A 20145-nucleotide genomic window follows, 5' to 3' on the forward strand; every position below is an offset into this window, starting at 1 on the left:
TGCATTAAGGCAAACAAGTCAATAAACGAGTTTCAATGAGGTCAGTACTTAGCGGTGCTGACCTTTTGTTTTTTCCTCAAGTTATTTTTACGATCGAGTTAGTGGTTGCTAAACTATTTTGTCATACAGGGGGTTAGCGAAATATCTCTATCTTAGAGAGGGTTTCTGCTGAATGGAGCTTCGAAAAAACACACTCATGACAAAACAAAAAGTAATTCTCGAAAAGGCGAAATGGGAAAATCTCTACGCGCAAATGGTCAGCCTCATACCAGAGGCATTTGATTCGGAAGGTCATCCACTTAATCTGATCCAAGGTCAATGGCAGGAGTCGGGCAATCACAAACCTTTTAGCTCTAGTATCGATGGGACGCTACTGGGTGTTTACCCTAATATCAATCTGGATACGTGTAAGCTGGCGGTGAAGTATAGCCATGAGGAATCTATTGCATGGTCTCAAGTGGATCTACCTACAAGGAAGGCCAAAGTGGCTCAAACGCTGCAAGATATCAAAGCACAAAAGGAGCTCATCGCGTATCTACTGGTCTGGGAGATCGGTAAGCCGTATGATCAGTGTCTGGACAGTGTGGATCGCTGTGTAGATGGTGTGCAGTGGTATATCGATCATATTGAGGAGATGCTCGGAGATAGGAAGCCGATAGGGGTGGTATCCAATATCGCTTCGTGGAATTATCCGCTTTCTGTCTTGGTACATGCTTGTCTCATTCAAGTGCTCTGTGGCAATGCTGCAGTAGCTAAGACGCCCTCAGATGGGGGACTTTTTTCTTTGACGGTGAGTTTTGCTTTGGCCAAGAGAAATGGGCTGCCGCTCACGCTTGTCAGTGGATCAGGTGGTGCGCTCAGTGAGGCTTTGGTCAAAAATGATCACATAGACTGTCTGGCTTATGTGGGTGGCAAGAGTAATGGACGTAATATCGTGGCGAGTCTGTATGACAAGAACAAGCGTTATATGCTAGAGATGGAAGGGGTCAATGCGTATGGCATCTGGAACTATTCGGATTGGGACGTACTGATGAAGCAGCTTAAGTCAGGGTTCAAATATGGCAAGCAGCGTTGTACAGCTTATGTACGGTTGGTGATTCAGCGATCTCTCTTCCCTGATTTCTTAGAGGCTTATTTGTCCATGCTCAAGTCACTCACTTATGGTCACCCACTTCTAGTCAACGAAGGGGATACGGAACCACCTCAGGTAGATTTTGGTCCGTTGATCAATAGCAAAAAAGCAGAGGAAGTAGATGAGATGTACCATGATGCTATCGGCAAAGGGGCAGTCTCTCTGTATAGGGGTAAAATCAATCCGGAAAATTTTTTAGCGCATCAGGATATCTCGGCTTACTATCCTCCAAGTGCCTTACTCAATGTGCCAACCAATGCTAAATTGTATCATAATGAACCATTTGGGCCACTGGATAGCATCGTCTTGGTAGATTCTGTAGAGGAATTGATCGCTGAGATGAATATCTCCAATGGATGCTTGGTGTCTAGCATCGCCTGTGATGACCTGCATGAGGCTAAAGTAATCGCGGGACAGTTGAGAGGCTATAAGGTGGGGATCAATAAGGTTCGCTCTAGAGGAGACAAGGAAGAGTCTTTTGGTGGAATCGGAGAGTCTTGGAAGGGTTGCTTCGTGGGAGGGAAGTACCTCGTACAGGCAGTGACCGTAGGAGAACCTGGGGAACAGCTTTATGGTAATTTTCCTGAATATACCTTGTTGCCTAAGAGAGATTAGGTAAAGTAAAGAAAAAGGACTCGTGAGAGTCCTTTTTTATGTCTTGTGTTTTATTTGAAAGTGATAGGAACGGTTACTTGTGTATTGTCCCACATCATTGTCAAATTGGCTTTCTTGTCGCCATCAGCTGCTAGTGTAATGGTAAAAGCTTCGATTTCTTTTTCGGTCTTCATAGGCGTAGCCGTCACTCGGAGGGCATCTTTTTTCTCATCATAGCTAAATGCGCCCCAGACACCTAGGTCATTATTGAGGATGATCGTCCAAGAATCAGCGTTTGGAATGGTAAAAAGTGTATAAGTACCTGCCTTCAAGTCCTTACCACCAAAGTTTACATCTTTCGTGAGCGTGATCTCAGTAGCATCGTTAGCGCCTGTTCTCCATACCTTGCCATAGGGTGCAAGGGCACCACCGAAGACCTCACGGCCTTTTTTCTGTGGACGGCTATAGACCACTTTGATGTAAGTATCGCCACTTTTGATCTTGGCAAGATCGAGTGGACTTGGCTTTGGCTTCAACTCTTGCGCTTGGCTCATGCTGGCCGCGAAGACCATTAGGCAGATTGAAAATAAAAGTGTCAATGTCTTTTTCATGTCTTAAGGTTTTATTGTTTCACATTATTACTCAAATTGCAAGAAAATGTTTCAGTGTACTAAATGGACACTACGTAGCTGATTGATTATGAACAGACCTGCATTTGACGATATCTTCATGGAACTGGCCGCTAGCCTAGCTAAGCGCTCTCACTGCATCAAAAAACATGTAGGTGCCGTGCTCACCAAAGAGACAAGAATTATCTCTATTGGCTACAATGGTCCTCCAGCTGGCACGCACAACTGTGACGAGGAGTTTCCTCATGAGGGCTGCGCCAAAGACAGCAAAGGAAGTTGTTCGCTGGCTATCCATGCTGAGCAAAATGCGATCCTCTATGCTGTGAAAAACAACACTTCCGTGGAGGGTTCTACACTCTATGTTACGCTTGCTCCTTGTCTCTCTTGTGCTCGTATCATTTTTAGCATGGGAATCAAAAAGGTCGTGTACCTCAAATCATACGCAGCCTACAAAGGTTTACCTTCTGACGAGGGCGTAGATTTTCTCCAAAAGTTTGGGGTGGAGGTAGAGCAGTACCGCAAGGAGCTTGCTATAGACGATGCCTTGATCTAAGCTAAAACATCTTGTAAACTTGCATCCTTCTGTATGGTGGCTTTCGCAAAAGGGCATAGTGGGAGAATTTTAAAACCTTCTTTACGCGCCTTTTCTACCGCTGCTACCACTAGTTTTTTACCAGCTCCTTGTCCTTTTAGTTCTTCGGAGACTTCTGTATGATCTATGATGATTTTGTCAGCTCCTGCTTTGCTGTAAGTCATTTCCGCGAGTCTTTTGCCTGACTTTTCGATGTAAAAAGTGCCTTTGCTATCGGTAGATTCATGTAGTATTTCCATGGTTTTGCTTTTGTTGCACTTCAATTTAACAAGCCTATCTCACATTTGCACCATCATTCCATAAATATCGCCTCTAAGAGGTATTTCAATCGATTTCCATAAAATAATCTCTTTTTTATCCCTTCTAAAGCTGTGAAAAGCCGCTTGGATTAGCTTTTTTTGAGTAAATAACAAAGGGTGACTAGCGCACCTTTAATCCAAAATACCTATGAAAAGATTCTCTCTAATCGCGCTTTTGACTTGCGTGAGTTGGTCACTAATGGCACAAGAAGCCTATCAGATAGGAGACAAAGTCACGATGTATTATCCTGCGAACTTTGACTCTGTACGTCACTTGCCTTCCTTGGCTTTGCTGGAGGAGCCCACTGCTACGAAGAGATTGGCACAGTTTCCTAAGGTGCTCAGCCCTATTTTTAGCCAAGGGGATTCCACGACCATCGCAGAGATCATGATTGAAGCTGAAACAGATTTATATGGCACTGGTGAGGTGACGGGCGATCTTGTGAGAAATGGCGAAACCATCACACTTTGGAACAAGGATAATTATGCTTATGGTAAGGATAATGGGAAGAAACTTTATCAATCGCACCCTTGGGTGATGGGAGTGCGAGCAGATGGGACGGCCTTTGGTGTCTTGGCAGATAATACTTACCGTCAGCAAATTGACTTGACTTCATCCATCAAGTTTATCTCTGATGGGCCTGCTTTTAGGGTGATCGTGATAGAGCGTGACTCTCCTAAGGAGGTGCTCAAGGCTTTGGGTGAACTCACTGGTACGATAGAGATGCCACCACTGTGGGCTTTAGGCTATCAGCAAAGCCGCTACTCATATTTTCCTGATACTAGGGTGCAGGAGATCGCAGATACTTTCCGTACCAAGCAGATCCCAATCGATGTGATCTGGATGGATATCGACTATATGGATGGTTTCAGGGTATTTACTTTTGACAAAGAAGGCTTCAAAGATCCCAAAGCACTCAATCAATACCTGAAATCTAAAGACATCAAGAGTGTCTATATGATCGATCCAGGGGTGAAAAAAGACCCGGGATACGCTGTCTATGACTCGGGTACTGCTGGGAATCACTGGGTACAAACGGCTCAAGGAGTGCCATTTGTCGGGGAAGTATGGCCTGGAGATTGTGTTTTTCCTGATTTTACCAGACCAGAGACGCAGCGCTGGTGGGCAGGTCTTTATGATGACTTCCTCGCTACGGGCATCGATGGGGTGTGGAATGATATGAATGAACCTGCGGTTTTTGATGGACCCGATATGTCCATGCCCATTGACAACATCCATAGAGGTGGAGGAGTGTTGCCACAAGATATTCACCTACGTTACCACAATGTCTATGGCCTACTCATGGTGCGCAGCAGCAGAGAAGGTATCCTCAAAAATAGACCTAATATTAGACCTTTTATCCTTTCTAGAGCCAACTTCATCGGTGGGCATCGCTATGCAGCTACTTGGACTGGAGACAATGCTTCTACTTGGGATCACTTGAAAATGTCTATCCCGATGTCCATCACGCTAGGACTTTCAGGACAGCCTTTTAATGGGCCTGATATTGGAGGATTTTCTGGTGAAGCTACTGAAGAGCTTTTGGGTCATTGGATGACCGTGGGGGCTTTTTATCCATTTAGCAGAAATCACTCTGCGATAGATGCGCCATTCCAAGAACCATGGGTATTTGGAAAGGAAGTAGAAGATGCTTCTCGCAAGGCGATCAATAAGCGTTACCAATTGATGCCTTTTCTCTATACCCTCTTCCAAGAAGCAGCGACTACAGGACTGCCTGTGATGCGGCCGATGTTTTTGGCTGATCCTAAAGACCTCAAGCTGAGAGCGGAGCAAGAGGCTTTCCTTTGGGGAGATGACTTGGCTATCATCCCAGCTTGGGCGGAGTCGCCACAGCTGCCAAAGGGCGCATGGGAAGTACTTCCCTTTAATGAAGTGCCAGATCAATACCAGCCTACGCTGAAGGTCAGAGAAGGGGCCGTCATTCCGATGGGTCCTGTGATCCAAAGTACGGAGGACTATCAGACAGATATGCTAGACCTAGTGGTCAACCTAGACGCTGCTGGCAAGGCGACAGGCAGGCTGTATATAGACGATGGCAAGAGCTTTGACTTCAAGTCGGGTGCTTATGTTCATTATGAAATCCAAGTGGTACAGACAGGGCCAGGTAACTATACTGCCACGGTGAAGAAATTGGGTGGTGCCTTAAAACAAAAGCCTGAATTTAGGGTCATTGTATTGGATAATGGTCAAAGGCTGCCTATCGCTCCTAAGGCTGTCAAATGGAAGTATTTAGATTGATAGGTGAGTGCGGTTAGATTTCCAAATAAAATCAGGTAAGCAATTGAATATCATTGATTTCATTCTAAATCCGATTGAGTGAAGTGAGGATATTTATAGAAAATTTGCCTTAGCTTTTGGGATCAAAGCATAGCCTTGCTATATTTGCACTCCCAAAAGGGACAAGATTCCGTAGCTCAGCTGGTAGAGCAATACACTTTTAATGTATGGGTCCTGGGTTCGAATCCCAGCGGGATCACTTCAAAAGACTGCAAGCCATTGCAGTCTTTTTTGTTTTTGGGGCTATTTTTTGGCTAGAGCCCATACGTATGTAAGTTCGTTTGGGAGATCGGGTTTCATTTGCCAAATTGCTCAAGTGTATGTTAGTATTCAGAGCTTACATTAAACAGTCTTTATTTGTTTCTTGATGTATTTTATGGAAAAATATATCGTTTAATCAAGAAAGTATTAAATCAAATATGATGGAGCAATAAGATCATTTATTAATTTCAAAGCGACACTGTAGTGTTAATCAAAAGGCAATTGGAAATGAAATGCTTGCTAAACTAAAAATGCCTTTTATTTGAAAATTAAAATATACTATGAAAACGATCTACTCCCTTTGTTTAGCCGTCCTATTATTCTCATGCAGTGATGGTGCTGAAAATACGAAATCTATTAGTATTGAATTTGATGATAACTCTATCATCCAGACTTGTGATACTGATTTCTTAGCTTTTGAAGGAGAACACAGAATCAAAACTGCTGAATTATCGGCTGCCAGTTCAAGATACTGGGATTTTGTGGGACCTGAGAAAGGCTTTGATGTGCCTACATTAGCTGTTTTTGATTTGAATGCGAAGCAGATTAACTATTACAATGTTGAAACGGGAGAAAATTATAAGACCATCAACTTAGACTTTAATGGTAAGGACAAAATCTATTTCGCTAATTTTCCATATTCTAGTTTTAATGTGCTTTCAAAGGACGAACTGCTGCTTTTTGATGGGCAAAATGCTTTAGCGACTTTACTGGATGGGGAAGGGTCATTTAAAGGTAGGTTAAGAAGTTCTGATCCTAGTGTCAACATAAGCATCAGTGCAGTATCATCCATAGTTAAGCATAATGATGCCTATATTAGTTTTGCTAGACCTTTGATGGACAGTGTTTCATTTGATAGCTATGATGGTAAAGGGAAATATTTAGCATTACTCGATCTTGAGGAGCGAAGTGCTAAATTCATCGAGTCTAGCTTACCAGAACCTTATACAAGCACTATTTTTGGCATTAGTGCTCATAATTACCAATTATTTCAGGGTCTCAAAGGTGAAGTGATGGCAAGTTTTCCTGCCTCCCCTCTCTTACATCAACTTGACATGTCGAATTATCAATGGAAGCCTTTTGGGCAAGTGTTAGATGTATTAAATGCAGTGAAGCCCTTAGCACCTAATGAGAGAAATAACTCCTCTAGCTATGATTCGAATAAGTTTTATTTGCTAAACGATCTCTATGAAGAATTGTATGTTGACAATGTCAATGACTATTACCTGAGAATAGGTAAAAGAAAAATAGCTGAGGAGAATTATATTCCAAATACATGGCCTGAAGTTCAATATACATTGAGTTTTCAAGATCAAAATGGGAATGTGACCTGTAATTGTGAGATGAATTCCTCAGGAGGCTTTTATGTGTTCTCTGAAGGATATATATACATTTCTCAGTCCACAGGAAATCTTACTTCAGATGATGAGATGGTATTTCATAAATATAAGTACTTAAATTAGATTAATAATGAAGCTTAAATATTTTATATATGTAAAAGTATTTTTTGTGCTTATTGTATTAGGTACTTTTATTTCATGTAAAGAAAAAAATAATACGTATGATAGTAATTATATCATATCTATTGAAGATAAAATATTTCATTTAGATAGTATTTCTTCATTTGAATTATTAAATACTCAATTGATACTAGAGAATGAGCAATATTATTTATTGTCTTTTGATAGATTAAAAAATAGTATCAACGTGTTTGATTGGAATTCGGGTTATATTATAAATAAAATTCCAATAATAAGAAATGATGATATAAATACTATTTTTAATCCGATTTATTTTTTATATTTAAATAAGGATTCAATACTTTTAGCAGATCAGTCAAAGTCATATACTCTTATAAATAATAGAGGTAAAATAATTGATAAATGGTATTTTGGTGAAGTTATTTCAGATGAAGATGAGTATAGGGGGTTATATGCTTATAATACTTTATCAAATAGTATGGACTTAAAATATTTAAATAATAATATTTATTTCATGTCTACTCATATAAGTAAAAGTGAGAGTATATTTTCTGTTTTTAATATAAAAAATAAAACCATTTCAAATATTTTAAAGTACCCGTTTAATATCGATAATATTTTAGAGCTTGATTATATTTATAGTAATTTTTTAATAGATACTTTAAGAAGAAAAATCTTATTTTCTTTTCCAGCACAACATGATATTTACTATTATGATATTAATGATATTGATACTTTGAGAAAATTCACTAAGACTTTTAATAAATCATTATTTGATATTTCTGATCAATATAATAGTTTGTTTAATAATTTTAGATATAACGATTTACCTGAGGATCAGAAAGTAATGTTTTATGAAAAACATGATAAATTAAATAGATATAGCTCTTTGTTTCCCCATAGTAAGGGATATCTTAGACTATTTGTAAAAGGAGAAGAGGGTGGTCAATTACCAGATTTTGAAATTCAATCATTTGATTTTCAGGGGAATTTCTTAAATAGTTTTGTCTTTAAAAATGATAATAATATTAAATATTTAGTAAAGAAGAATGAGAATTTCATTTTAGTTAAACAAGATACTTTGTTTATTCAGTATTTCAATAGTTTACCATCAAATGAGAATGAGATTAATTTTAAAAAAATATATTTGTATTAATAAATGTAGTAAATATAAAAAAAGACAGCCTCTCAGCTGTCTTTTCCCTTTGGGTTTATTTCCCTTTCCATAAAAATAAGTCGGCAGGCACGTTGAAAAACAGTCCAAACGAATCAACTCAACCCCGGCTTGACACAGGATCTGCCTGCCGATCATACCTTTACAACAATCAAAAACCAAAAACTAAACACTGCAATTTCGACTACTGAGCCACTGAATCAAATACCCAATACTGGGTATTTTACCCTTTTTCTAATTGGATGATGGATTTTTGAGAAATCCTGCTTTATTTGTTACACACTTTTCAGACAAACACATTGCTATATTGACTCATGGATTTAATCAAACTAGATCAAAAGATCAGACAAGGCACTTCATTTAGTATCAGAGAGATTTTCAGCAAAGGAGCAGGGCTTTTTCACAGTCAACCCGTATTCGTCTTAGCCTATTATTTGATGACGCTCGTGCTGAGTCTAATTGGATCGATTGTCTTGGGTAGTTTTAGTTTTCTGTGGTCTATTTTGGTCATCTACCCGATCAGTGCGGGGATCTACTTAGGCATCAATGCCATCTCTAGGAAAGAAGAAGCTACTTTCCAAGAAGCCTTTAAAATCATTAAGTTTTATGGGCCTATTTTATTGCAGTACCTGATCATATTGGCGATTTTCATGGTGTTGATGGTCGTTTGCTTTATTTTACTGGGTCTGGTGGGCTTTGGTTATTTCCAAGAATTGCGGGAGTTTGTAGACCCAGCTTCAGCTACCTATTTGGTCTTTACAGACCAGATCAAAACTGTCATGGCGTACATGAGTCTGTGCTTCATACCGTTTATTTACTTGTCGATTATTGTATCATTTGCGCAGTTCTTTTTGATCTTTGGAGGATTAGCGCCATGGGATGCCATTGTATGGAGTCAGCGACTAGTGCACAGTGTTTTCTGGAAATTCCTGCTTTTTTTATTGGTTTTAGCACTACTCAATCTGGCTGGCGCCTTATTTTTATTGATAGGTTTGCTGTACACCCTACCGCTCACGATGTGTGTTTTTTATGCCCTTTTTGAGGACTTAGTAGAGGTGCCAGGAGAGGAAGAGCCTGTCGAGATGGCGGCTCTTGACTAAACTTTCCTTTAGCTCATCGGGTTTGATAGAAAAAGGATCGTTTGAAAAACAGGAGACTCTTATATGCGCATATACTGCTGGGGCCTTTTTTGCTGCTCGCTGCCTTGTGGATGAAAATTTATCTACCTGTGGCTGCTTATGTGCAGGATTTTCCCGAAGACTGGTCGCCAGAGATGAGCTACCTCATAGCAGCCAATGCTAAGCTCTACGGGTCCAATCTGCTGATTGACATTGCTTTTATCCTGATATTTATTCAGATCACCACTTTATTTTTCTTTGATCGGGCAAAAAGTCTCATCATCACGATTTTGGTGCTGATCGTTTCGGTATATTGTTATCAGTTTATGCTAACTTCGCATACTAAGCAGTATATCAAAGAATTAGCGATCCGATCTGAAACAGTAAATGCCTGATGAGAACTTACCTAATATTATTTTTATGTGTGAGCTGCTGCGTCTTTCACGCTTCTGCCCAAGTCAAAGAAACTTCTAATCGCATCCTAGTTGAGATGCAAGAAGGGAAGACAACGACCATCATCCCACTGCTCTCAGAGCAGATGCGTGCCAGTGTCACAGAGGCTCAGTTAAGCAGTATTTGGGGGGCTCTACAAAAGCAAATGGGAGACTTCATCGAAGTGACTGGGGAGTCTGAGCAGAAAGTTGCAGTAGGGGTCAGTTACTCTCAAATATTGCGCTTTAAAAATGCTACGCTCAACTTCATCCTCAATTATGATGAAGCAGGACAAATCATTGGCTTCTTTTTCAGACCTACACAACAAATGGCTAAAGTAGCCTTCAAACAAGCAGACTACGACTTGTCAGAAAACTATACGGAGAGGAAGATTATGGTGACCACTGGAGATTATAAACTTCCTGGTTTATTGACTTTGCCTAAAGGCTTGACAAATGTCCCCGTGGTGATCTTAGTGCATGGTTCAGGCCCCAATGACATGGATGAGACAATAGGTCCAAATAGGGTGTTTGCAGACTTAGCCGCTGGACTAGCGCAACAAGGCATCGCGACTATCCGCTATGAGAAGCGTACCAAGACCTATGGAGCTCAGCTTGCAAAAGACACTACAATGACGCTAGATCAGGAAGTCACAGAAGATGCAATCTCTGCAGTGAAGCTAGCTGCAGCACAAGTAGAGATAGATCCCCAACAGATCTTTGTACTGGGGCATAGTCTAGGAGGGATGACAGCTCCCCGCATCGGTCAATATGCAGGTGTCAAGGGCATTATCATCGCAGCAGGTAATGCGCGACCTTTGGAAGATGTCCTTATAGATCAATATGACCTTCTTACGGATGGTTTGGCTGAGCGAGAAGATATCATGACCAATATCAAAACTGAGGTGAATAATGTCAAAAAACTGAAGCCTACTATTTATATCCCTACAGATCAGTTACCGCTGGGTATGCCACAAGCTTATTGGCTTTTTCTTAATGAATATGACCAAGTAGCCACCGCGAAAAAGCTCAAAAAGCCCATCCTAGTTTTACAGGGAGAGGATGACTATCAAGTGACGATGAAGGACTTTGATCTTTGGAAAAAGGCCCTACCAAAGGCGACTTTCAAATCCTATCCAGAGATGAATCACTTGCTGATGAAAAGTGATGGGAAGATTGGAAATGAGGCGTACAAAACTGCTGGAAATGTGGAAAAAGTCCTCATTGATGATGTGGCAAACTGGATCAAAAGCTTGAAGGCATCAAAATAGGCTAGTTGAGATAGAAAGGAACGGATTTTGAAGCGGGCTATGGGAGATCAAGAAAAATTCGGTTTGAACGAGAAAGGAAATCAAACATCAAAGCGTACCAAAGCTAAAATTATTTGGGGATTTGGCCTGTCATTCATTTTGGCATTGTCGGTCACCTATATTGCTTTTTATAGTATAGGTAATCTGGTAGGAAAAGTAGAATCCCTCTCTGAGCCAAATAGAAAACTTTATCTTTTTAACTCCCTCATTGCAGACATTTATGAGCTAGATAAGCTCAATCAGGCTTATTCTCTCATGACCAATGTGCCAGATACTCTGACAGACTACAACCGCAAGCTCAGTGATATCCGCAATCGCATGATGGAGCTTCAAGTGCTCTCTGATAGCCTAGAGCGCGTGCAGTTGGATACAGTTTATGTGGGACTTGGTGAATTGGAGAAGATCTCCTCAGCCTTGAGGGATATCAAGCAGAGTTGGTTTCAGCAAAACTTCAGTGAGCGAGCGCTTAGACGAGTAGAGCGTAAGATGCAGCAACAGCAGCTTCTAGAGCAATTGGCGACTTACAATGGACTGAAAATGCCCGTATCTGGGGATTCTGCCAAGCTAAATATCATCCGGGACACACTTTACTTTGGCAGACCGCTTCCAGCCGTAGAAAAGGAGGAGGTTGAGAAAAAGGGATTTTTATCCAATATCTTAGGCATTTTCAAATCAGAGGATAAAAAGCAAAAAGCCATTGTCAAGCGTCCTGACCCGATCAAAATACCAGAGATCAAGCCAGAGTATAGTACCTATTTTTCTGCAGCAAAGCTGGATACCTCTACCATTTTGGCGCAGTTTGATACGCTCAGTAGAGACTCCATCCTGAATGCAGTAAAGACTATTTTTAACAGGCTAGGGCAAGAGGAGAAAAGGTTTCAGATGCAGTTTGTAGAATATGAGATGAAACTCATTAATGAAAATGCAGCCATTATCTCCAATATTCAAACGATCCTTAACGGTCTGGAGGCGGATGCGTTGAGAAATGCAGAGGCACAGAATGCTGCGGCTTATGAATTGACTAGAGATTCTTCTCGCATTTTACTTATACTAGTGATTATCGGAATGGCTGGTTCACTGGCTTTTGTCTCCAGTATATTTACTGAGATCAAAAAAGGGCAGCGCTATAGGATACAGCTAGAAGAAGCTAAAGAACGCTCTGAGCAGCTCGCCAAGGCAAAGCAGGATTTCTTGGCTAATATGAGTCATGAAATCAGAAATCCGCTTCATGCTATTTTAGGATTTACCCATCAGCTCAAGACGACCAAGCTAGACGACCGCCAAGAAGAGTATGTACATCTGGTAGACTTTGCTTCTCAGACTTTATCCTCACTAGTAGATGACATCTTGGATTACTCCAAACTTGATGCTGGCAAGATCACGATAGTCAAAAGTGCCTTTGATCCGCATAGATTTTTCAACACACTCAAAGCAACTCACCTATCAAAAGCCTGTGAGAAAAACTTAGGGCTCCGCTGGGAAGTAGATATCGCAGAGGATGTGTATCTAGTAGCAGATTCTCTACGACTGGGTCAGATCATAAACAATCTAGTGGGCAATGCGATCAAGTTTACAGAATATGGAGAAGTGGCTTTTCAAGTATCTCTGAGGAAAAAAGAGTCTGAGCAAGTCCTAGAAATGAAAGTGGTCGATACAGGGATAGGCATTTCAGAAGATTTGATCGATCAGATATTTGAGAAGTTCAACCAAGGTGATACTTCTATCACGCGTAAGTTTGGAGGCACAGGTCTAGGGCTATCTATTGTCAAAGGACTTTTGGAAATACAAGGTGGTACCATACGCATCACTAGTGCAGAAGGAGAGGGGACTAGTGTATACTTTGACTTGCCAGTAAATATATCTGCCAAGCCAGCGGATGGACAGCCAACAGACCAGGATAAAGTGGCTACACCAAGTTATGAAGATTTGCTAGTAGGATACAAGATACTCATTGTAGATGATGACCCGATGAGTTTGCAATTTGCTCGTTTGATCCTAGAAAAAAATGGGGCACAAGTCATCAGCAAAGCTAGTGGTAAACTAGCCTTAGAAGAGATCAAATCGATCAATTTTGACTTGGCACTAGTGGATGTACAAATGCCCGAGGTCAGTGGCTATGATGTAGTGGATTATCTGAAAAATCTAGCTGATCAACAAAATAGAGAGCTTCCAGTGCTTGCAATCACAGCCAATGTTTTTGCTAAAGAAAAGCAAAATATGACACAAAGGGGCTTTGATGGAGTCATTACCAAGCCATACAAAGAGGAGCAGGTCTTGACCAGAATGGCGGTGAGTTTGTCGATTGACTTTGAGAGGGGTGTCACTTCCGAAGAAGATAAAGACGCTTCCTATGATGCGCTTTTTGACTTGACGGATCTGGAGCGTTTTTGTATGGGAGATGAGGGACTCTTACAAGAAACTGTAGAGAACTTTATAGAAGAGACTACCAATAACTTACAAGCCATCACTTTGGCTTATCAGACGAGAGACGGGGTGCAGATGAAGGCGATTGCTCACCAGCTCTCTTCTAGACTAGGTCAGCTAAAGATCAATGAAGCTGCTCAATTAGCGGCTGCTATCGAACTTCAGCTAAAGGAAAACATCCATGCCAATGTCAATGGGAAAGTAGCAGCACTTGTCTCTTCCGCAGAAGAAGCCTTACATGCTATCAAAGAAAGTGTCCTGAGATAATCAATTATTCATCAGCCATCAATGCCGTATTTCTCCATCTTATTATAGAGTGTTTTACGGTCTATGTTGAGGAGTTTTGCAGCTTTGCTTTTATTGAACTTCACCTGCTGTAGCGTATCGATGATCATCTGTTTTTCTTGGTGCTCAAAGGTGGCCTTGAGATCAGAACCTATCACTTGCGCACTACTAGTCTGAGTAGCCGAGATGGCAATAGGCTCTGGATTGGCAATTTCAACTGGAATGACGCCATGATGAATATCAGCACCATTTTGAGTAAGTAGCGTGGCTCTTTTGACAATATTCTTGAGCTCACGTAAGTTGCCAGGCCAAGTGTAAGTCAAAAATATCTGCTTGACTTCTGCACTGAAACCAGAAACTTCTTTTTCCAGCTCTTCATTACTTTGCTGCAAAAAATGCAGCGCAAAGGCTTCCACATCCTCTGGGCGCTCTCTCAGAGGGGGAACTTTGATGGTAAACTCATTGAGTCTATGGTAGAGATCTTCTCTAAAATCTCCCTGCTTCACGCTTTCGATCAGATCATCATTTGTCGCTACGATGATGCGAACATCTACTGAGATGTCATCATTACTCCCTATTTTTCTGATTTTACGCTCTTGGATAGCACGAAGTAGCTTAATCTGAATGTCATAGCTGAGGTTTCCGATCTCGTCAAGGAAAAGTGTGCCGCCATTAGCCGCTTCAAACTGCCCTATCTTGTTATCAAGCGCTCCTGTGAATGACCCTTTGATATGTCCAAACAGCTCGCTACCAGCTAGATCTTTGGAGAGCGCTCCACAGTCTATGGCTACAAATGGCTTGTCTTTTCGCTTAGAGCTGAGGTGAATAAGGCGGGAAACATACTCTTTACCAGTGCCGCTTTCTCCTTGTACGATCACTGACATATTGGTCGGAGCTACTAGTTCTATGTATTCTTGTATTTTGACCGCAGAGGGACTTTTTCCTTTGAGATAGTCAAAGCCTTTTGTTGGTGTAGTCTTCTTAGTTGACGGACTGCTGGCTTGATTCACTACAGTATTTGCAGGTTTTTTGAGGGCCTGTTTCACTGTGGCAAGAAGCTCATCTGGATTGATCGGTTTGACGATATATTCGAAAGCGCCTACTTTCATCGCTTTGACAGCAGTGCGTATGTCTGAGTAATTGGTGATGAGAATCACTTGAAGCCCTGGGTGCTTTTCTGCGATGTGATAGAGTACGCCCATGCCTGTATCATCAGGTAAGCGATAGTCTGTGATGACTAGATCAAACTTTTCACGTTCTATTTGAGCGATTCCGTCTTGCGCTTTGTGTACGCTGATGACATCAAAACCATTCTTGATTAAAAAGTTTTGAATGATTTTAGAAAAAGTAAGATCATCTTCGATGATTAATATTTTTGACATACAGAGTGGCTAAATTCATTCAAATATAAAATGTAAATCACACTTTTAGTTTAAAAATCATGAAAATACATCAGCGGTCATCTTTAAATTTCCCGAGCTTTTAGCTATTCAGATGAGTATGTAGTAGGACGATATCACCTCTTGATTTCTTTTCCTTCCGCATCAAACTTAGCGATTTTCAATACACCTCCGAAGTCAAAGACCAGTTCGTATGTTTTTGTTTCTGACTCGGTGACTTCATATACCTCTTTCAGTGTCATTTGTTTGAGGCTCTCGCTATCATTGATGGCATCCTTTACTTTTTGAGGGAGTTGCTTTTCGGTGATGCGCTTTTTGTCATTATCGACTAGTGTTAGGATTTCATTGATTTGGAGATTGCGGATGCTTAGGGCTGCTGTGGCATTGATTGCCATGAGGATGCCTATTACGATGATGATTTGCTTTTTCATAGTCTTAAAAATTTGATGTCATGACATAGAAGGCTAAGAAAGTGCCAGTGTATCAGTTGTATTTAAATTGCTTTAAATCAATTATTTAAATGATCTCTCATCAATAGGGCATAAAAAAAGTGTGGAGACTGTCCACACTTTGGTGATAGAATTATCCAAGATTTAGAAGAATACGCCAAGCTTAATACTTGGATAAGATTTACTGAAATTGTCTTCAAAGATGATCTCTGGAATTAAACTTACATTAGAGTTTCGCTTAGTTAGGTCAATGGAAAACTTAAATGTATTTCCCTCGAAATAGTCTCCACTGCTGCGTGTTAGGTAGCTGATTCCGATACCTATGTCTACTTTATCTTGCTTTGAGTATGGGCTATACGATTTGAAAAATATTCCTACGAAGGCATTGTCGTAAACTTCAAATGATCTATCTGCTGCTCTTTCAAAGAAATAGTGATAGGTAGTTTGAACCCCAAGATATCTGATGGTTTCTCCATATTTACCTTTCCAATTGTAACCTACGGCAAACTCTAGATTTGGCGTAAGTGTATTTCTAATCAAGCTCGTACTAAACCCGTAAGTTCCGACAAAGAAGTTTCTATTTCTTGCAGGATTGTAATTGATACTTTGTATATCCGAAATTTCTTGTTTATCAGAGTTGATTAGTATTTGTTCGTACACCTTTTTGTTCTTGGACTTATATTTTTTTTGAATTTCAGCACTAGCCAAATAGGCGTTTACATAAGCTGTAGGACCTTGTTGAGAGATTTCATTTAGATCGGACAAATCATTAACCATGACACTAATCACTTGTGTATTGATAAACCTGAAGTTGATGATGTATTTTTCAAACTTCTTCGCTTCATTATCAGCTTGATCTAAATAGTAAGTCTTGCTTGTGTTTATTTGAGGAGTGATAACTATTACAGGATTGATCAGTTTTCCATCTTTATCTTGGTAGAAACTAAAATCTATCGTGGCTCCATTTTGAGGGATTTCAAGCTGCTCTAGTCTACTCATTAATGCAGGAATCAATGGCTCAAAGGCCTGTATGCTCATAGGATTACCTTTGAAGCGTGTGGCATAGATGATATCTGCTCTAGTCTGTATAGCAGAAGAAGCTTTTTGGCTTAAAGACACTAGTATAGTGTCGTAAAGAGCATAATTGTTATCAGCTACGGATATCATTTTATCCTGATTGATTCTTTGACTGGCATTGATCCTGCTAAAATCAAGTGGGTCGAGTTCATTACTTTTTACCTTTTTGATCGTAAGGGTGTCATTTCTTACTTCTTGACCATATCCTAGAAAAGTAAAACTAATGAGTATGAGAGTGAATAGTGTCTTTTTCATGGCGTTTGGAATTTAGTAGTGAATGATAGAGATGAAGCTGATACAGCACCTTTGTTAAAACTTGGAGTGTTGATCTTTAATTGAATTAAGCGTTCTTTTTCGTTTGAGTTGTTTTCTGCAATCAAATCTGCAATAGCTGCATAGTCAGGTCTTTTTCTAATTTCTAGTCTGTAGATCGAATCCACAGTAGGAATTTCCATCGGAAGACTAAGAGCTCGATTAGATACATGGATTGAGGCTGTTTCTGATCTTGCTATTTGGCTAGGGCTTGACATACTGGAAGTTGCTTTCTTACTATCATCAGATAGGTCAATTTTATTAACTTGATTATTTGCTGTTGAGAATGGAGAGCCTGATGTTTCAGGTTCTATTTGAGTGAGCACATAGTCTTCTAGACTTATTTCACTCGATTTGTTTACAAGCAGATAAGTTAATGTACCTAGTAGTATCAGTCCTGCTGCCCATCTAGACCAAATTGGTATAAATATTCTCTTAGATTTTTTTTCTAAGCGACTTTCCAGTTTTTTCCACCCTTGATCTTTCGACCAAGAGGAATTAGGAGGAAGTCCATTCATGTTTTCTATTTTAGATCTCAGCTTATCCATATTTGATTCCTTGTTTAGTGATAGCACTTTTGAGTAGCGCTTTTGCTTTATTTAATTGAGATTTTGAGGTTCCTTCAGAGATATTCAGCATTTCGCCTATTTCTTGATGTTTGAAGCCTTCGATCACATAAAGATTGAAGACTGTTCGGTACCCCTGTGGGAGCTCTGTGATCATTTGATAAATATCCTCTGCAGCTATATGATCTAAGATGTCATCATCCACCATGATTTGAGGGGCATCCTCTAAGTTGATAGTGATCATCTTTGTTTTTCTTAGCTGCATTAAGCATTCATTGATCATGATTTTTTTCATCCATGCTTGAAATCGCTGTGTATTTTCATATTGGAAGTCTTTGAGACCTTTGAAGATTTTGAGAAAGCCCTCTACTAAGACATCTTCTGCAAGTTCTTCTGAACTGAGATATCTTAGACATAGTCTAAAGAATCGATCAGCAAACTCGTTGTAGAGTTCATTTTGAGCTTTTCGATCTCCTTTGATGCAAGCTTGTATGAGTAATTGTTCTTTCAAAAATCAAATTTTAGACTTGTATATTGATAAATGCAGCATCAAGTCAAATGGTTGTCTGAGTTTCTTTAAAAAATCACTCATGCGTGAGAATCATGGCTTCCATGCGATTATAGACCTTTTCTTTTAGTTGATCTACATCCTCTAATGAGAGGCCTGAAACAGGAATAGGCTCTGAAAAGTAAATGGAAATCACACCAGGTTTCAAGAAAAATGTCCCTCTAGGCATCAGCTTATTAGCATGTAAGATGACCATTGGTAAGATAGGTGTCTGAGTTTCTATCGCGAGCTTAAAGGCTCCGTTTTTAAAAGGAAGGAGGGTGTTTTTTGTGTTGTTTCGTGTGCCTTCTGGCGCGATCAGGATAGAGATGCCTTTGGCCAGTACATTTTTGAGTTTATCGATGCTTTTGAGTCTTGAAGCAGGGTTTGTTCGATCTACCCATACAGCAAATCTCCCTACGATCCATCCGAAAAGCGGGATTTTGCCCAATTCATGTTTGCCCAATGCTCTAAGCTGCTGAGGAACTGCCGCAGGGATCGCTGGAGCGTCTAAATAGGAGGTATGATTGATCGTGTAGATGTATGGTTGGCTGAGATTGATCACTTCTTTGCCGTAGGTTTTGAATCTGATCCCAGACATATAGCCCCACAGGGTAGCCCATAACCTGATAAATATAAAACTAAATCTACCTGCACGATCACTGATCAAAATAGGGATCATCATAAAAGGAGAAAAAAGGATCATCCAAAAGACAAACCATACCGCTGTCCAGATCAGAAAAAGTATTTTAAAAAACAGTACAAAGTATTTCATAGGCACTTGAATATTAACTGTAAATTTATTTTCTTTGGGTATAAATCAAAAATGTTTAACCTCTTTGCTTGCAGGCCTCTTTTGTTCACACAGGAGAGGCCTTTCGTTTTTACTGATTTATTGTTGAGAGATTTTATTTACCTTCGAGATAGATTTTAAAATTAGTTTATGTCTAAAAAAGCAGCCTCGCCTATAGGAATATTTGACAGTGGTATCGGTGGACTCACTGTGGCACATGCCGTCAAGAAGTTACTTCCTCAGGAGCAGTTGATTTACTTTGGAGATACAGCGCACCTTCCTTATGGAGATAAAAGTACGGCAGCTATTCAAGCTTATAGTATCAAGATCTGTGATGTTCTCCTTCGTCAAAACTGTAAACTGATACTCATCGCTTGCAATTCTGCTTCTGCAGCTGCCTTTGAGCTGGTCAAAGAATATGTAGGTTCCAAGGCTAAGGTGTTTAATGTCATTGACCCAGTAGTGGACTATCTTCGAGAGCACCATGCCAATAAAACCGTAGGACTCATCGGTACTAAGCAAACAGTCAACTCTAATGTCTATCAGAAAAAAGTGGATGATTTAGGAGAAGGTATTCAATTGAAATCCTTAGCTACACCTCTATTGGTTCCGATGATAGAGGAGGGATTTTATAAAAATCAAGTAAGTCACTCGATCATTGCTACTTATCTTGGTCATGAGGCATTGGCAGGAGTGCAGTCCTTGATTTTGGGATGTACGCACTATCCACTGATCAAAGAGGAGATCAAGCAGTACTATGCCAATCAAGTGGAGGTGATCGACTCCTCAGAGATTGTAGCCAAAGCACTAAAGGCTTATCTAGAATTTAATAATCTGTTGAATTCAGAAAAACTACCGGATGATAGATTCTTAGTTTCTGACTATACGAAGTCCTTTGAGCACGCCACCAAGCTGTTTTTTAGAAAAGAAGTAGAGTTGGAAAAGTATCCCCTTTGGGAGTAGGTTATTTGA

General features: G+C 40.2%; 18 protein-coding genes and 1 tRNA gene. 11 read left to right on the top strand and 8 right to left on the bottom strand.

The window, feature by feature from the left end:
* The first annotated feature begins 196 nt into the window (after window positions 1-196).
* On the top strand, window positions 197-1747 hold the full coding sequence (locus tag I5349_RS00340; protein ID WP_226388730.1) for an aldehyde dehydrogenase family protein: 1551 nt from the start codon (window positions 197-199) through the stop codon (window positions 1745-1747).
* Window positions 1748-1797: 50 nt separating this feature from the next.
* Here the strand turns inward: I5349_RS00340 and I5349_RS00345 are convergent, their stop codons facing one another.
* Window positions 1798-2337, bottom strand: a complete 540-nt coding sequence (locus I5349_RS00345) for a DUF2911 domain-containing protein (protein WP_226388731.1) — start codon at window positions 2335-2337, stop codon at window positions 1798-1800.
* Between the two features lie 88 nt (window positions 2338-2425).
* Here I5349_RS00345 and I5349_RS00350 point away from each other — a divergent pair, with 88 nt between their 5' ends.
* Entirely contained in the window at window positions 2426-2908 is a 483-nt protein-coding gene (locus I5349_RS00350; protein ID WP_226388732.1) for a deoxycytidylate deaminase, read from the top strand.
* Here I5349_RS00350 and I5349_RS00355 read toward each other — a convergent pair.
* The gene (locus I5349_RS00355; protein ID WP_226388733.1) at window positions 2905-3186 is read right to left on the bottom strand and encodes a GNAT family N-acetyltransferase; all 282 of its coding nucleotides are present in this window, start codon (window positions 3184-3186) and stop codon (window positions 2905-2907) included. The two genes, I5349_RS00350 and I5349_RS00355, sit on opposite strands and share 4 nt — an antisense overlap.
* Window positions 3187-3394: 208 nt before the next feature.
* Between I5349_RS00355 and I5349_RS00360 the strand changes: the two genes are divergently transcribed.
* From I5349_RS00360 to I5349_RS00395, 8 genes are all read left to right on the top strand, one after another.
* Window positions 3395-5506 carry a TIM-barrel domain-containing protein gene (locus tag I5349_RS00360; protein ID WP_226388734.1) on the top strand — a complete coding sequence of 704 codons (2112 nt, stop codon included), beginning with the start codon at window positions 3395-3397 and terminating at the stop codon, window positions 5504-5506.
* Window positions 5507-5671: 165 nt separating this feature from the next.
* Window positions 5672-5744: transfer RNA gene (locus I5349_RS00365), tRNA-Lys, on the top strand.
* A 343-nt stretch (window positions 5745-6087) separates the two neighbouring features.
* Complete coding sequence (locus tag I5349_RS00370; RefSeq protein WP_226388735.1) at window positions 6088-7269, top strand: DUF4221 family protein; 1182 nt, start codon at window positions 6088-6090, stop codon at window positions 7267-7269.
* Window positions 7270-7276: 7 nt separating this feature from the next.
* Entirely contained in the window at window positions 7277-8443 is a 1167-nt protein-coding gene (locus I5349_RS00375; protein WP_226388736.1) for a DUF4221 domain-containing protein, read from the top strand.
* A 332-nt stretch (window positions 8444-8775) separates the two neighbouring features.
* The gene (locus I5349_RS00380) at window positions 8776-9561 is read left to right on the top strand and encodes a hypothetical protein (protein ID WP_226388737.1); all 786 of its coding nucleotides are present in this window, start codon (window positions 8776-8778) and stop codon (window positions 9559-9561) included.
* 41 nt (window positions 9562-9602) lie between these two features.
* Window positions 9603-9974, top strand: coding sequence for a hypothetical protein (locus I5349_RS00385; RefSeq protein ID WP_226388738.1), 372 nt, complete (start codon window positions 9603-9605; stop codon window positions 9972-9974).
* Window positions 9974-11281: an alpha/beta fold hydrolase gene (locus tag I5349_RS00390; protein ID WP_226388739.1), complete on the top strand. Its 1308-nt coding sequence runs from the start codon at window positions 9974-9976 to the stop codon at window positions 11279-11281. The genes I5349_RS00385 and I5349_RS00390 overlap by 1 nt, the downstream gene beginning before the upstream one ends.
* Before the next feature lie 39 nt (window positions 11282-11320).
* Window positions 11321-14011 carry an ATP-binding protein gene (locus tag I5349_RS00395; RefSeq protein WP_226388740.1) on the top strand — a complete coding sequence of 897 codons (2691 nt, stop codon included), beginning with the start codon at window positions 11321-11323 and terminating at the stop codon, window positions 14009-14011.
* Between the two features lie 11 nt (window positions 14012-14022).
* On the opposite strand, the gene I5349_RS00400 is transcribed toward I5349_RS00395, so the two are convergent.
* The 6 genes from I5349_RS00400 to I5349_RS00425 all read right to left on the bottom strand — a co-directional run bounded on the left by I5349_RS00400 (window position 14023) and on the right by I5349_RS00425 (window position 19155).
* The gene (locus I5349_RS00400) at window positions 14023-15411 is read right to left on the bottom strand and encodes a sigma-54-dependent transcriptional regulator (protein ID WP_226388741.1); all 1389 of its coding nucleotides are present in this window, start codon (window positions 15409-15411) and stop codon (window positions 14023-14025) included.
* Between the two features lie 134 nt (window positions 15412-15545).
* Entirely contained in the window at window positions 15546-15860 is a 315-nt protein-coding gene (locus I5349_RS00405; RefSeq protein WP_226388742.1) for a hypothetical protein, read from the bottom strand.
* 162 nt (window positions 15861-16022) lie between these two features.
* The gene (locus tag I5349_RS00410; RefSeq protein ID WP_226388743.1) at window positions 16023-17210 is read right to left on the bottom strand and encodes a hypothetical protein; all 1188 of its coding nucleotides are present in this window, start codon (window positions 17208-17210) and stop codon (window positions 16023-16025) included.
* The gene (locus tag I5349_RS00415; RefSeq protein ID WP_226388744.1) at window positions 17207-17815 is read right to left on the bottom strand and encodes a hypothetical protein; all 609 of its coding nucleotides are present in this window, start codon (window positions 17813-17815) and stop codon (window positions 17207-17209) included. Before I5349_RS00415 ends, I5349_RS00410 begins: the two co-directional genes overlap by 4 nt.
* A complete protein-coding gene (locus tag I5349_RS00420; RefSeq protein WP_226388745.1) occupies window positions 17808-18344 on the bottom strand; it encodes an RNA polymerase sigma factor in 537 nt (178 codons plus the stop codon). The genes I5349_RS00415 and I5349_RS00420 overlap by 8 nt, the downstream gene beginning before the upstream one ends.
* Window positions 18345-18417: 73 nt before the next feature.
* The gene (locus I5349_RS00425; protein WP_226388746.1) at window positions 18418-19155 is read right to left on the bottom strand and encodes a lysophospholipid acyltransferase family protein; all 738 of its coding nucleotides are present in this window, start codon (window positions 19153-19155) and stop codon (window positions 18418-18420) included.
* A gap of 168 nt (window positions 19156-19323) precedes the next feature.
* Here I5349_RS00425 and murI point away from each other — a divergent pair, with 168 nt between their 5' ends.
* Window positions 19324-20136 carry a glutamate racemase gene (gene murI / locus I5349_RS00430; RefSeq protein WP_226388747.1) on the top strand — a complete coding sequence of 271 codons (813 nt, stop codon included), beginning with the start codon at window positions 19324-19326 and terminating at the stop codon, window positions 20134-20136.
* Window positions 20137-20145: the final 9 nt, after the last annotated feature.

This window comes from Penaeicola halotolerans, from assembly GCF_016464625.1.
In the GTDB taxonomy this organism is placed as follows: domain Bacteria; phylum Bacteroidota; class Bacteroidia; order Cytophagales; family Cyclobacteriaceae; genus Penaeicola; species Penaeicola halotolerans.